General features: G+C 71.2%; 11 protein-coding genes and 1 pseudogene. 8 read left to right on the top strand and 4 right to left on the bottom strand.

The features are described from left to right. Positions 1-84: 84 nt before the first annotated feature. Positions 85-519, top strand: a complete 435-nt coding sequence (locus AKJ13_RS14355) for a PRC-barrel domain-containing protein (RefSeq protein ID WP_007567993.1) — start codon at positions 85-87, stop codon at positions 517-519. 151 nt (positions 520-670) lie between these two features. Here the strand turns inward: AKJ13_RS14355 and AKJ13_RS14350 are convergent, their stop codons facing one another. After that, positions 671-1,072, bottom strand: coding sequence for a hypothetical protein (locus AKJ13_RS14350; protein WP_050733950.1), 402 nt, complete (start codon positions 1,070-1,072; stop codon positions 671-673). Between the two features lie 290 nt (positions 1,073-1,362). On the opposite strand from AKJ13_RS14350, the gene AKJ13_RS14345 reads away from it, so the two are divergent. The 7 genes from AKJ13_RS14345 (at position 1,363) to AKJ13_RS14315 (ending at position 9,568) form a co-directional block, all read left to right on the top strand. After that, on the top strand, positions 1,363-2,097 hold the full coding sequence (locus AKJ13_RS14345; RefSeq protein WP_050733949.1) for a PRC-barrel domain-containing protein: 735 nt from the start codon (positions 1,363-1,365) through the stop codon (positions 2,095-2,097). Then, positions 2,094-3,467 carry an MFS transporter gene (locus AKJ13_RS14340; protein ID WP_050733948.1) on the top strand — a complete coding sequence of 458 codons (1,374 nt, stop codon included), beginning with the start codon at positions 2,094-2,096 and terminating at the stop codon, positions 3,465-3,467. The genes AKJ13_RS14345 and AKJ13_RS14340 overlap by 4 nt, the downstream gene beginning before the upstream one ends. 203 nt (positions 3,468-3,670) lie before the next feature. Beyond that, a complete protein-coding gene (locus AKJ13_RS14335; RefSeq protein ID WP_039902032.1) occupies positions 3,671-5,440 on the top strand; it encodes an ABC transporter ATP-binding protein in 1,770 nt (589 codons plus the stop codon). 25 nt (positions 5,441-5,465) lie between these two features. After that, complete coding sequence (locus AKJ13_RS14330; RefSeq protein ID WP_050733947.1) at positions 5,466-6,395, top strand: glutaminase; 930 nt, start codon at positions 5,466-5,468, stop codon at positions 6,393-6,395. Between the two features lie 77 nt (positions 6,396-6,472). After that, positions 6,473-7,882 carry an MFS transporter gene (locus AKJ13_RS14325; RefSeq protein ID WP_050733946.1) on the top strand — a complete coding sequence of 470 codons (1,410 nt, stop codon included), beginning with the start codon at positions 6,473-6,475 and terminating at the stop codon, positions 7,880-7,882. Positions 7,883-7,947: 65 nt separating this feature from the next. After that, positions 7,948-8,502: a Uma2 family endonuclease gene (locus tag AKJ13_RS14320; protein WP_244471604.1), complete on the top strand. Its 555-nt coding sequence runs from the start codon at positions 7,948-7,950 to the stop codon at positions 8,500-8,502. A gap of 52 nt (positions 8,503-8,554) precedes the next feature. Beyond that, the gene (locus tag AKJ13_RS14315; protein WP_007558712.1) at positions 8,555-9,568 is read left to right on the top strand and encodes an adenosine kinase; all 1,014 of its coding nucleotides are present in this window, start codon (positions 8,555-8,557) and stop codon (positions 9,566-9,568) included. 84 nt (positions 9,569-9,652) lie between these two features. On the opposite strand, the pseudogene AKJ13_RS14310 reads toward AKJ13_RS14315, so the two are convergent. The 3 genes and pseudogenes from AKJ13_RS14310 to AKJ13_RS14300 form a co-directional block, all read right to left on the bottom strand. Next, positions 9,653-9,982, bottom strand: a pseudogene (locus AKJ13_RS14310) (methyl-accepting chemotaxis protein); the annotation flags it as partial. Positions 9,983-10,120: 138 nt separating this feature from the next. Further along, positions 10,121-11,092: an NADPH:quinone oxidoreductase family protein gene (locus tag AKJ13_RS14305; RefSeq protein ID WP_050733943.1), complete on the bottom strand. Its 972-nt coding sequence runs from the start codon at positions 11,090-11,092 to the stop codon at positions 10,121-10,123. Positions 11,093-11,148: 56 nt separating this feature from the next. Beyond that, on the bottom strand, positions 11,149-13,236 hold the full coding sequence (locus tag AKJ13_RS14300; RefSeq protein WP_050733942.1) for a PAS domain-containing sensor histidine kinase: 2,088 nt from the start codon (positions 13,234-13,236) through the stop codon (positions 11,149-11,151).

The raw sequence follows: 13,236 nt of genomic DNA, 5'->3' as shown, positions 1-13,236 counted from the left end.
GGACCGGAACCCGCTCCCGCCCCGGCGTTTAGACACCAGGGCCGGGGGAACGTCCGGCCCGGTCTGCGTAACCCGGGAGTCACCATGCCGACGGATCTGCCCACCGAGCGCACCGTGAGAAAGACGGGCACCCTGGAGCTCGATCCCACCGGCGAGGGCATCGCCATCGACGAGACCGCCCGCCTGATCGCCTCGAACAAGGTCGAGGGCACCGCCGTCTACGACCGCGAGGGGAAGCACCTCGGGGCCGTGTACAACTTCATGGTGGATAAGGTCACCGGCCAAGTCGCCTACGCGGTCCTGGCCTTCGGCGGCTTCCTCGGCCTCGGCGAGAACCATCACCCCCTGCCCTGGAAGGCGTTGACCTACAGCACCGAGCTCGGCGGCTACGTGGTCGACATCGATCCGGGCAATCTCGCCGGCGCCCCGAGCCACGGCCCGGGCGAGGACGCCTTCGCCGACCCGAACTACCGAGGGAAGATCGAGGATTATTACGGGGTGCGCGCGCCGACGCTGTGAGCCGGGTGGCGCGGGCCACCGGCGCGACCTCTCAGCAGATGCCGGGACGTTCATACATCGCTGCCGGATGAGCGCTGCGGTGATCCCCGAGCGCCCCCCCCCTCTGCGGGGTAGGGAAAGCGCCGCCGGCTTGCCCGCCCCGCGCCCGTCCTTAGAACTTCCCGCCGAGGCCGACGCTGCCGCCGGGCGAGAGCATCGGGCCCATCGAGCTGCTGCCGGAGCCGCTCGACGCGTTGCCGCCCTCGATATCCTCGCGCCGGATCCGACGCTCGGCGGCGCTGGCCGATTGCGTCGCGCCGCCGGCGCTCCTGGGGATCGCGAGCTGCTTCGTCGGCGTGGTCTGGAGCGGCTGGCCGTCGGGATCGACCGCGGCGTTGCGCGGCTCGCGGTTGGGCAGGGACCCGCGCAGCGACGGCGGCAGCCCGACATCCGAGGCCGGCATCACGCCGCCCCCGCCGCCGAGCGCCTGACAGCCGGCCACCAGGCCGACCAGGGCGGCGCCGAGCGCGAGGCTGCGCGCCGCAGCGCATCCCGACGAGGTGAGGGTCGACATCGTGTAGTCCTCGCAAGGGGCCGCAGGGGTCTGCGCGGCTCGCATGGGTTTCTGGTCCGCTGTCTACGCTGGGGTTGCGGCGAAAACCAGACACCCCCTCCGCGGCGCGGAACTTGCGGCCCGGCCGCGACGATCCATAACTTCGCCCAGGTCCTGCGACAGTGTGCTCTCCGCAGGCGGGGTCGCGCCGGCGGCGGGCCCGAATCCGGCCGATACGGTCGCGGTCGTGCCGGCGCGTCGGCTCGGCCCGGCCCTTCCTCAGAGGATGTAGCGTGTTCAGAACCTCCCGGATGATCGCGGCCGTGACGCTCGCCCTGTGGGCGTCCGGCGTTGCGGCGCAGGCCCCGTCCAGCCCGGGCGATGGTGCATCCGGCCAAGCCCCGCCCCAGACCTCGCCGCCGAGCCCGCCCGCCGCGCCGCCGGCCCCGGGCGCGACCACGGGAACCGCGCCCGCGACGCCCCCCGCCCCCGCCATGCCGGCGGCCCCGGCGAACGCCGCGCAGCAACAGCAGCAGGGGACCCCGGCGACGGTCCTCGACACCCAGGATTACGAGAGCCTGCTCGGCCGCAGCGTGCGCAGTGCCGGCGGCGACGAACTGGGTCGCGTCATCGACATCATCATCGACAAGGACGGACATCCCCGGGCGGCGATCATCGATTTCGGCGGCTTCCTCGGCGTCGGCACCCGCAAGATCGCCGTGGATTGGCGCGCCCTGCGCTTCACCGCCGACGGCAACAAGGAGCGCAAGCTCTCGGTCGCGCTGACCCGCAACCAGGTCCGCGTGTCGCCCGAATACAAGGCCGGCGAGCCGATCGTCGTGCTCGGCCCGGCGAGCCCGGCCGCGCCCCCGCCCGACGGCGACCAGGCGACGAGTGCGGCGCCGCCCGCCGGCCCCGCCGCGCCCGCGCCGACGGCCGCCGCCCCGGCCGCTCCGCCGACGGCGCCCGCCGCGACCGCGCCCTCCGCGCCGGCGCCGGCCGCGCCGCCCCCCGCCACCCCGCCTGAAAAGGCCCCGGACAAGTGACGGTGGCCCGATTGAAGGCCAGACCCGCCGTTTCCCCCCGCGAGCGCGAGGTGTCCCGTCAGGACCCGCGGTCGCGGCCCGTCCGCCGGAAGGATCAGTCGGCCGAGGTCGCGCGCGAGCCGTCGCGAACGGCCGCGGAGGCGGTGCCGGTGGACCGAACGGTGTCGGCGGTGAGCCGCCACGGGCTCGACGCCTTCGCGTTCTTCGTGGCCAACCTGCAGACCGGGTTCGGGCCGTTCCTGGCCGTCTACTTCTCGCAGGCGAAGTGGACCCAATCCGATATCGGCTTCGCCCTCACCGTGGGCAGCCTCGTCGCCCTGCTCGGGCAGGTGCCCGGCGGCGCCTTCGTGGACGTGGTGCGCTCGAAGCGCTTCGCCGCCGCGGTGGCGGTGATCGGCATCTCGGGCAGCGCCTTCGCGCTGGCGGTCTGGCCGAGCTTCCCGGTGGTGCTGCTGGCGATGGCGGTCCATTCGGGCGCGAGCTGCGTGCTGACCCCGGCGATCGCGGCGATCAGCATCGGGCTGGTCGGCCGGGCCCGGGCGGGCGAGCGCCTCGGCCGCAACGCGAGCTTCGCGGCGGTCGGCAACGCGCTGGGCGCCGCCGGCATGGGCGCTATCGGCTACTACCTCTCGAACGGTGCCGTCTTCTACCTGACCGCGGCCCTGGTGGTGCCGACGATCATCGCGCTCAGCCGCATCCGCGCCCAGGAGATCGACGCCAACGTGTTCCAGGATCCGGCCGCTCCGGCGCAGGCGCCGCGCGCCTCCGGCAAGGACGGGGTCCGGGCACTGCTGACCAATCGCGGGCTCCTGTGCTTCTCGGCCTGCATGGTCCTGTTCTTCCTCGCCAACGCCGCGATGCTGCCGCTGGTGGGCAGCGTGCTGACCCTGCGGGCGAGCGAGACCGCCACCGCGCTGATCGCCGCCTGCATCATGGTCCCGCAGGCGGTGCTTGCGGTCAGCGCCCCCGCGGTCGGCCGGGCGGCCGAGCGGTTCGGGCGCTACCCGGTGCTGCTCCTCGGCTTCGGCGCCCTGCCGGTGCGCGGGCTGATGCTCGCCTACACCACCAACCCCTATGGCCTGGTCGCCATCCAGGTGCTCGACGGGATCTCCGCCTCGGTGCTCGGCGTGATGGTTCCGCTCGTGGTCTCGGATCTCACCCGGGGTACGGGGCGTTTCAACCTGGCGCTCGGCGCGGTTGGCACCGCGATGGGCGTGGGCGCTGCCCTGTCGACGTCGCTCGCCGGGATCATGGCCGACCGCCTGGGCAGCCACAGCGCCTTCCTGGGGCTGGCTCTGATGGGCTTCGCGGCCTTCATGCTGGTGGCGCTGATCATGCCCGAGACGCGCCAGCCCGCGGAGGAGGCGTGATCCGCGGCACCAGATTCGCTTGCGTGTATCCGCGCCGCTCAAGCGGCGTTCAGGTTTGACAGATAAAAGCGCGCGGGAGGTGCGGGCCGGTGCAACATATGGCAACGCTGTCGCGTTGCCGCTGCGGGTCCGACTGCGCCCGCGTTGCACTCCGCCTCAGCCCGCACCAGCCAGTGCCGCGTGAATACGGAATGGTCACCGCGATGGAAGAGCTGCACCAATACGCTGAGAGGCCCTTCGCCTTTGTCGGGCGATACCTCCGGCGCCGCTGGGTGCCCCACCTTGTGATCCTGATCTCCGTGCTCGGCGCGGTCGGGTTCTCGGTCTCGACCGATTACGCCCTCAAGGGCGTGGTCGACGCGCTGACCAAGGGTCCGGGCCCGGGCAACACCGTGGTCTGGGGGGCGCTCGCGGTCCTGATCGGCTTCATCGCGGCCGACAACATGCTCTGGCGCGTGGCGGCGCTGACCGGGGCCTTCACCTTCGTGGGCGTGACCGGCGACATCCGCCGGGACCTGTTCCGGCACATGACCGGCCATTCCCCGACCTTCTTCTCCGACCGGCAGCCGGGCACCCTGGCCTCGCGCATCACGGCGACCTCGAACGCGATCTTCACGGTCGAGAACATGTTCGTGTTCAACGTGATGCCGCCGACGGTCGCGGCCTTCGGGTCGATCGCCTACATCGCCACGGTCAACACCACCATGGCGGCGATCCTGGCCGGCGTCTTCGCCGCCGTGGTCGTGCTGATGTTCAAGATGGCCGCGGCCGGCAAGCCGCTGCACCACGACTTCGCCGCCAAGGCGGCCTCGGTGGACGGCGAGATGGTCGATCTCGTCGGCAACATGTCCCTGGTGCGTGCCTTCTCCGGCTTCAAGCGCGAGGGCCAGCGCTTCGAGGGCACGATCGCTACGGAGATGCGCGCCCGGCGCTCGTCGCTGCTCTACCTCGAGAAGCTGCGCATCGTGCACGCGGTGCTCACCGTGCTGGCGGTATTCGGTCTGCTCTATTGGGCGATCCAGATGTGGGAGGCCGGGCAGGCGACCAACGGCCAAGTCGTGCTGGTCTGCACGCTCGGCATCCGCATCCTGGCGGCCACCCGCGACCTCGCGGTGGCCCTGGTCGACGCGACCCAGCACACCGCCCGCCTCGCCGAGGCCCTGCACACCCTGCTCCAGCCGCACGACCTCGTCGACCATCCGGAGGCCAAGCCGCTGACCGGCCAGGGCGCCAAGATCGAGTTCGACCACGTCGCCTTCAACTACCCGGATGGGCGCCCGGTCTTCACCGATTTCGATCTGGTGATCGAGCCGGGCCAGAAGGTCGGCCTCGTCGGCAAGTCCGGCGGCGGCAAGTCGACCCTGTTCTCGCTGCTGCAGCGCTTCTACGACGTGAAGAGCGGCGAGATCCGGATCAACGGCCAGAATATCGAGCGCGTTACCCAGGAATCCCTGCGCGAGGCGATCACGGTCGTGCCCCAGGACGTGTCGATGTTCCACCGCTCCCTGCGCGAGAACATCCGCTACGGACGGCCCGACGCCACCGACGAGGAGGTCTGGCAGGCGGCCGAGGCGGCGCGCTGCACCGAGTTCATCCAGGCCCTGCCGGAGGGCTTCGACACGATGGTCGGCGACCGCGGCGTCAAGCTCTCGGGCGGCCAGCGCCAGCGCATCGCCATCGCCCGGGCGATCCTGAAGAACTCGCCGATCCTGCTGCTCGACGAGGCGACCTCGGCGCTCGACGCCGAATCCGAGCAGGCGATCCGCCAGGCGCTCGCCAACCTGATGAAGGGCCGCACCGTCATCGCGATCGCCCACCGCCTCTCGACGCTCCAGGACTTCGACCGGATCGTCGTGCTGGAAGGCGGCCGCATCATCCAGGACGGCTCGCCCGACAACCTGACCCATCTCGACGGTTTCTTCCGCGAGCTGATGAAGAAGGAATCGATGTCGATGTCCCTGGCCGCCGCCTGAGGGCGGCGCTCCGGGGAACCCGGCCGTGCCCGACCTCGACAGCGTCATCCGGGAGATCGCGGCGGAGATGGCGCAGCGCTCCGACCGGGGCGTGGTGGCCGACTACATCCCCGAACTGGCCCGGGTCGACCCGAACCAGTTCGGCATCGCGGTGATCGATGCCGACGGCCGGGTCACGACCGGCGGCGACAGCGAGACGCCGTTCTCGATCCAGAGCGTGTCGAAGGTGTTCACGCTCACCCTGGCGCTCGGCATGGCCGGCGACCGGCTGTGGAAGCGGGTTGGGCGCGAGCCGTCGGGCAACCCGTTCAACTCGATCGTCCAGCTGGAGCGCGAGTGCGGGGTGCCGCGCAACCCGTTCATCAATGCCGGCGCGATCGCGGTGACCGACCTGATCCTCTCGGGCCACGAGCCGCGGGAGGCGCTAGGCGAGATCCTGCGCTTCCTACAGTTCCTGGCCCAGGACCCAACCATCACCATCGACGAGCGGGTGGCGGCCTCGGAGAAGCGCACGGGCTTCCGCAACACCGCGCTCGCCAACTACATGAAATCGTTCGGCGTCATCGAGAATCCGGTGGACTACACGCTCGGCGTCTACTTCCACCATTGCGCCATCGCGATGAATTGCCGGCAGCTCGCCATGGCGGGGCGGTTCCTGGCCCATAACGGCCGCAACCCATCGACCGGCCACAATGTCGTCTCCGCCGAGCGAGCGCGCCGCATCAACGCGATCATGCTGACCTGCGGCCATTACGACGGCTCGGGCGAGTTCGCCTACCGGGTCGGCCTGCCGGGCAAGAGCGGCGTCGGCGGCGCCATCCTGGCGGTGGCGCCCGGCAAGGCCTCGATCGCGGTCTGGTCGCCGGGCCTGGACGCGGCGGGCAATTCCCATCTCGGCCGCGTCGCCCTGGAGCGCCTGACCCAGCGGATGGGCTGGTCGGTGTTCGGGGCTTGACCGACAGCTTGCGCAGGGGCGCCTTCCGCGGCACTGCGCCTGCGTGGTGCTGCGGCGCCTGAGGCAGGACCGGGCACATGACAACGCGTACGGCGGCACGGATGTCGGGCAGCGATCTCGATCCCGGTGCCATCCTGGCCCGCCTCGACCGGCTGCCGCCGACGCGGACGATCTGGCGCCTCGTGGCTCTGCTCGGCCTTGGCTTCTTCTTCGAACTCTACGACCTGCTGTTCACCGGCTACGTCGCCCCGGGCCTCGTGAAGGCCGGGATCCTCACGCCGACCACGCCCGGGCTGTTCGGCGCGAGCGGCGTGGCGAGCTTCGTGGCGGCCCTGTTCACGGGGCTGTTCATCGGCACCCTGATCTGCGGCTGGCTCGCCGACCGGTTCGGCCGCCGGGCGATCTTCACTTGGTCGCTCCTGTCCTACACGGCCGCCAACGTGGTGATGGCCTGCCAGACCGACGCGTTCGGGCTCAATCTCTGGCGGTTGATCGCCGGCATCGGCCTCGGCCTCGAGATGGTGACCATCGGCAGCTACCTCTCGGAGCTGGTGCCGAAGGGGATCCGCGGCCGCGCCTTCGCCCTGTGCCAGGGCATCGGCTTCACCGCCGTGCCGGTGGTGGCCTTCCTGTCCTACCTGCTGATCCCAACGGCACCGCTGGGCATCGATGGCTGGCGCTGGGTCGTGCTGATCGGCGCCACCGCGGCAATCGGGGTCTGGTGGCTGCGCGCCGGCCTGCCGGAGAGCCCGCGCTGGCTGGTCGAGCGCGGGCGGCTCGTGGAGGCCGACACGGTCCTGCAGCGCCTCGAAGGCCAGGTCGCCGCCGAATACGGTCGCCCCCTGCCGCCGCCCGCAGCACCGGAACCGGTTCAGCGGCGCGGCGCCTACGGCGACCTGTGGGTGGCGCCCTATCGCCGCCGGGCGCTGATGATGGCCGGCTTCAACGTCTTCCAGACGGTGGGCTTCTACGGGTTCGCCAATTGGGTGCCGACGCTGCTGGTGGCGCAGGGCATCACCATCACGTCGAGCCTCGCCTACACGGCGCTGATCGCGCTCGCCGCCCCGGTGGGGCCGCTGATCGGGCTCGCCATCGCCGACCGCTTCGAGCGCAAGCACGTCATCGTCGCCGCCGCGCTGGTCTACATCGCCTGCGGTCTGGCCTTCGCGCAGACCCGGGACGTGTCGGTAATCGTCGCGCTCGGGATCGGCCTGACGCTCGCCTCCAACGTGATGTCCTACAGCTTCCACGCCTACCAGGCCGAGCTGTTCCCCACCGGCATCCGGGCCCGGGCGGTGGGCTTCGTCTATTCGTGGAGCCGCTTCTCCGCGATTTTTACGGGGTTCGTCATCGCCTTCGTGCTGCGCGAGGCCGGCACCCCGGGGGTGTTCCTGTTCATCTCCGCGGCGATGCTGGCGGCCGGGTCGCTCGTCGGGCTACTCGGGCCCCGCACCCGGGATGTGGCCTTGGAGAAGATTGCAGGGTGAGGCGCGGTCCGCACGCATGCGAATCGTGTTAGCCTACGCCCATGGTCGCACTGCCGAAGCCTCGGATGACGGTCGACGAGTTCCTGGTCTGGGCCGAGGGCCAGCCGGGGCGCTACGAGCTGGTCGACGGCGAGGTTTTCGCGATGTCGCCGGAGCGCGCCGGACACGCGCTGGTGAAGTACGCAACCCAAACGGCGTTGAATCGGGCGATCAAGAAAGCCGGCCTACCTTGCCACATGATGCCGGACGGGATGATGGTGCGCGTCGACGCAGCGACGACATTCGAGCCGGACGCGCTAGTCTATTGCGGCCCCCCAATCGACCTTGACGCGGTCGAGGTGCCCAACCCTGTCGTCGTGGTCGAGGTGCTGTCTCCCAGCACCGCAGGGGTCGATTCAGGCCGCAAGCTCGCTGGCTATTTCACCCTCGCGAGCGTGATGCACTTCCTGATCGTCGACCCGGTCAAGCGCCTCGTGATCCACCATGCGCGCGGCACCGAAGGGCTGATCGAGACCCGCATCGCCAGCGAGGGACAACTCGCTCTGACCCCACCCGGCCTGAGCCTGTCCGTTACCGAGCTGTTCGCCGATCTCCCGCCCCCCGCAGATCCCGCGGCTTGATCCGATCCGAGGCGGATGTCACAGCGGCGCAACCGCGAATCAGGACGCCCGGATGACCACACCCCTCGATCTCCTCGTGCTCGGCAACGCCATCGTCGACGTGATCGCCCGCACGGACGACGCCTTCCTGGACGCCCAGGGGGTGACCAAGGGCGCGATGCAGCTGATCGACGAGGAGCGGGCTGAGGCTTTGTTCGCCGCGATGGGCCCGGCCACGATCGTCTCGGGCGGCTCGGGGGCGAACACCGCAGTGGGCGCGGCCCTGCTCGGCGCCAAGACCGGCTTCGTCGGCAAGGTGCGGAACGACGAGCTCGGCGGCCTGTTTGGCCACGACCTCAAGGCCACGGGCGTCGGCTTCACGGTGCCGGCGGCGATCGAGGGGCCGGCCACGGCCCGCTGCTTCGTGCTGGTGACGCCGGACGGCGAGCGCACGATGAGCACCTATCTCGGCGCCTGCCAAGGGCTGAAGCCCGAGGACGTGGACCGGGCGCTCGTCGCCTCGGCCCGGGTGGTCTACCTCGAAGGCTATCTGTGGGACCCGCCCGCCGCCAAGGACGCGTTCCGCAAGGCGGTCCAGATCGCCCACCAGGCCGGCAACGCGGTGGCGCTGACCCTGTCGGACGCGTTCTGCGTCGGCCGCTACCGGGACGAGTTCCTGGGGCTGGTGCGCGACGGCAGCATCGACATCCTGTTCGCCAATATCGGCGAGCTGCAGAGCCTCTACCAGACCGACGATCCCGAGGCCGCCGTGGCCGCGCTCCGCGACGAGCGCAACGCCCGGGGCCGGCACCTGCTCGGCTTGGTCACCCGCTCGTCGGAGGGCGCCCTGGTGGTGCAGGGCGGCGAGGTCCGGTCGGTGGAGGCGAGCCCGGTCCGCGAGGTGCTGGACACGACCGGGGCCGGCGATCTGTTCGCGGCCGGGTTCCTGGCCGGCCATGCCCGCGGCCTCGACAACGTCACCAGCGCCCGCCTCGGCGCGCTGGCGGCCGCGGAGGTGATCCAGCATATCGGCGCGCGCCCCCAGGCCGACCTCGTCGGCCTGGCCAAGGCGCGCAAACTGATCTGAACGGGGTTGCTTAGAGCGCTCGCCGCCGAGTCGGGTACCGGTTCGGCGTAAGCGAGCCCGATTGCAACGCGCTCGGGACCGGCGCTAGGCGGTGCGCACCGTCGCGAGGAAATGCGTCACCTCGCTCCGGAGATGCTCGGAGCGCAGCGACAGCTCGGACGCCGAGCTGAGCACCTGGTCGGCCGCCCCGGTCTCGCTGGCGGCGTCCGCGACCCCGGAGATGCTGCTCGTCACCTCGCCGGCGCTCGAGGCCGCCTCGGTGACGTTGCGGGCGATCTCCTGGGTCGCGGCCCCCTGCTCCTCGACGGCGGCGGCAATCAGGGTCGCCACCGCGCTGCTCTCCTGGATCCGCCCGCCGATCCGACCGATCGCGGACACGGCATCGTCGGTGGAGGCCCGTCGCCGCATTGAACCTTGGCGCGCCGAGGTGACAAAAAGGGATTCAATTTCGCCGCCCCATTTCAAAAACACGGCGGGCCGGCGCGGAAGAACGCAGAACATCTTTCGCGCCGTTCGACTGACGACCCGAGCGGGGGCGACGCCCCCGCCGGATCAGGGCTGCAACAGCACCTTGCCTACCGCAGCCCGGCGGGTGAGCAACCCGAAGGCCTCCTGGAAGTCGGCCAGCTCGTAGGTGCCGTGGACCTGCGCGGTAAGCTTGCCCTCGGCGACCCAGGCCAGCAAGCGGCGCTGGTCGGCCCGGTGTGCCTCCGGCTCGCGGTCGAGGAAGGCGCCCCAATGGACGCCCTGCACGTCGAGCTCCTTCAGGAGCATCAGGTTGAGCGGCAGCCGCGGGATGCCGCCGGCGGCAAAGCCGATGACGAGGTAGCGGCCGCGCCAGGCCAGGGCCCGCAGGGCGGGCTCGGCGTAATCCCCTCCGACCGCGTCGTAGACCACGTCGATCCCGCCGCCGCTGATCCGGCGCAGCTCGTCCTTGAGGGTCGCGGGGTCGTAGACCAGTGTCGCCTCGGCGCCGTGGGCGCGGGCGACCGCGAGCTTCTCCTCCGAGGAGGCGCAGGCGATCACCCGGGCCCCCATCAGCCGGCCGAGCTCCACCGCGGCGAGGCCGACGCCCCCGGAGGCGCCGAGCACGGCGAGCCACTCGCCCGGCTGAATGCGCGCCCGGTTGGCGAGCGCGTGCAGCGAGGTGCCGTACGTGATGGTGAGCCCCGCGGCCTGCGCGTCCGGCACGGCCTCCGGCACCGGGGTCAGCTTGGCGGCGTCGAGAGCGATCCGTTCGGCGCAGCAGCCATGGCCGGCATGGACGATGACCCGGTCGCCGACCGAGACGCCGGAGGCCCCCTCCCCCAGCGCCTCGACCACGCCGACGCCCTCGCCCCCGGGCGAGAACGGCAGCGGCGGCTTCACCTGGTAGCGCCCGGCCACGATCAGCGTGTCGAAGAAGTTGAGGGCGGCGAGGCGGATCCGCACAAGGGCCTGCCCGGGGCCCGGCACCGGATCGGGGCGCTCCACGATCTCCAGATGCTCCGGCCCGTCGAGCCTCGTGCACAGCAGCGCCCGCATCCTGTCCTCCCGGTTGGTATCTTTGCGCTCTGTTCAGGCCCGGACCGGCGGCGCGGTCAAGCCGTCCCGATCATCTCGCGGATGCGCGCGCCCAGCACCTCGACCACGAACGGCTTGGTGATCACCTGCATGCCGGGGTCGAGCTGGCCGTTGCCGAGCACGGCGGCCTCCGCGTATCCGGTGATGAACAGCACCTTGAGGCCAGGGCGCGTGGACCGCCCGGCCTCGGCCATCTGCCGCCCGTTCATGCCGCCGGGCAGCCCGACATCGCTGACCAGCAGGTCGATGCGCACGTCGGATTGCAGCACCTTCAGGCCCGCGACGCTGTCGGCGGCCTCGATCGCCGTATAGCCCAGATCCTCGAGCACCTCGGTAACCAGCATGCGCACGGTCGGCTCGTCGTCGACCACCAGCACGGTCTCCCCCGGCGCAGCCCGGGCGGGCGCCCCGGCGGCGGCCAGCGGATCCTCCTCCGCGACGGTGCCGCCATGGCGGGGCAGGTAGAGACAGACCTTGGTGCCCCGGCCGAGCTCCGAGACGATCCGCACCTGACCGCCCGATTGCTGGGCGAAGCCGTAGATCATCGACAGGCCGAGGCCGGTCCCCTGCCCGAGCGGCTTGGTGGTGAAGAACGGCTCGAACACCTTGCCGACGATCTCCGGCGCCATGCCGGTGCCGGTATCGGTGACGCGCAGCAGCAGATACGGCCCCGGCGGCATGTCGAGCTGCCGGGCCTCGCGCGCGTCGAGCGAGGTGTTGGCGGTCTCGATGGTGATCGCCCCGCCCTCCGGCATCGCGTCCCGGGCGTTGATGCACAGGTTGAGCAGCGCGTTCTCGAGCTGCGGCGGGTCGACCAAAGCCGGCCACAGGCCCGTGGCGGCGATCACATCGACCGTCACGGCGGGGCCGACCGTGCGACGGATCAGCTCCTCCAGGCCGGCGACCAGCCGGTTCACGTCGGTGGGCTTGGGGTCGAGGGTCTGCCGGCGGGAGAAGGCGAGCAGGCGGTGCGTCAGGGCGGCGGCGCGCTTCGATGCGCCCTGAGCGGCGTTGATGTAGCGGTCCACATCCTTGAGCCGGCCCTGGGCCAGCCTGGTCTGGATCAGCTCCAGCGAGCCCGAGATGCCGGCGAGCAGGTTGTTGAAATCGTGGGCGATGCCGCCGGTGAGCTGGCCGACCGCCTCCATCTTCTGCGACTGGCGCAGGGCCTCCTCGGCGGCCGCCAGGGCGTCAGCGCGCTCGCGCTCCGCGGTGAAGTCGCGCCCGACCGCGTTGATCACCGTCTCCCCGGGCCGCGCCGCCCAGGTGATCCAGCGGTAGCTGCCGTCCCGGTGACGGTAGCGGTTGTCGAAGCGCGCCTGGCTGCGCCCCTCGGCGAGCTGTCGCCCGCCCTCGGCGGTGCGGCCCAGATCGTCCGGGTGGACGAAGTCGATCAGGTTCGTGCCGACGAGCTCGTCGGCGCGCCAGCCCAGCACCTCCGTCCAGGCCGGGTTCACCGCGGTGATCGTCCCGTCGAACAGGCAGCGCAGCATCATGTCGGACGAGAGGGTCCACAGGGCGTTGCGGTCGGCGGTGCGCTCCTCGACCTGCCGGGCCAGCGAGGCGTTGAGGTCGCGCAGCTCGGCGAGTGCCGTCTCCAGCCGGGCCTGGCTGTCCGTGAGGGCGGCGTCGGACAGGACCCGGCCGGTGGTCTCGTTGGTGAGGATGAACAGGCCCGCGACCGTGCCGTCCGCGTCGAGCACCCGCGAATACGAGAAGGTCCACCACGTTTCCCGGGCGCCCCGGTCGCTATCGAGCCGCCACGGCAGGTCCGTGAACCGCTCGGGCCGGCCGTCCATGGCGGCGTCGATGATCGGCTTGGCCTGCGCCCAGCCATCGGCCCAGACCTCGTCGAACCGCGCGCCCATGGCCCAGGGCAGGCGCGGCCCGAGCAGCGGAAAATAGGTGTCGTTGAAGAAGAAATGGAGATCCGGGCCCCAGGCCAGGATCATCGATTCCGGCGAGTTGAGCACCAGCGACAGGGCGGCGCGGAACTCCGCCCGCCAGGTCTCCGGCGGGCCGAGCGGATGGTCGGACCAATCGCGCGCACGGATCATCCGCGCGGCTTCACCGCCGCCGGCGAGGAAGGCCAGGGGATCGGTCAC

It is taken from the genome of Methylobacterium sp. ARG-1 (assembly GCF_001262595.1).
Lineage (GTDB): Bacteria > Pseudomonadota > Alphaproteobacteria > Rhizobiales > Beijerinckiaceae > Methylobacterium > Methylobacterium brachiatum.
Note: the sequence above shows the minus strand (reverse complement) of the source record. Positions and strands in the feature narration are given on the sequence as shown.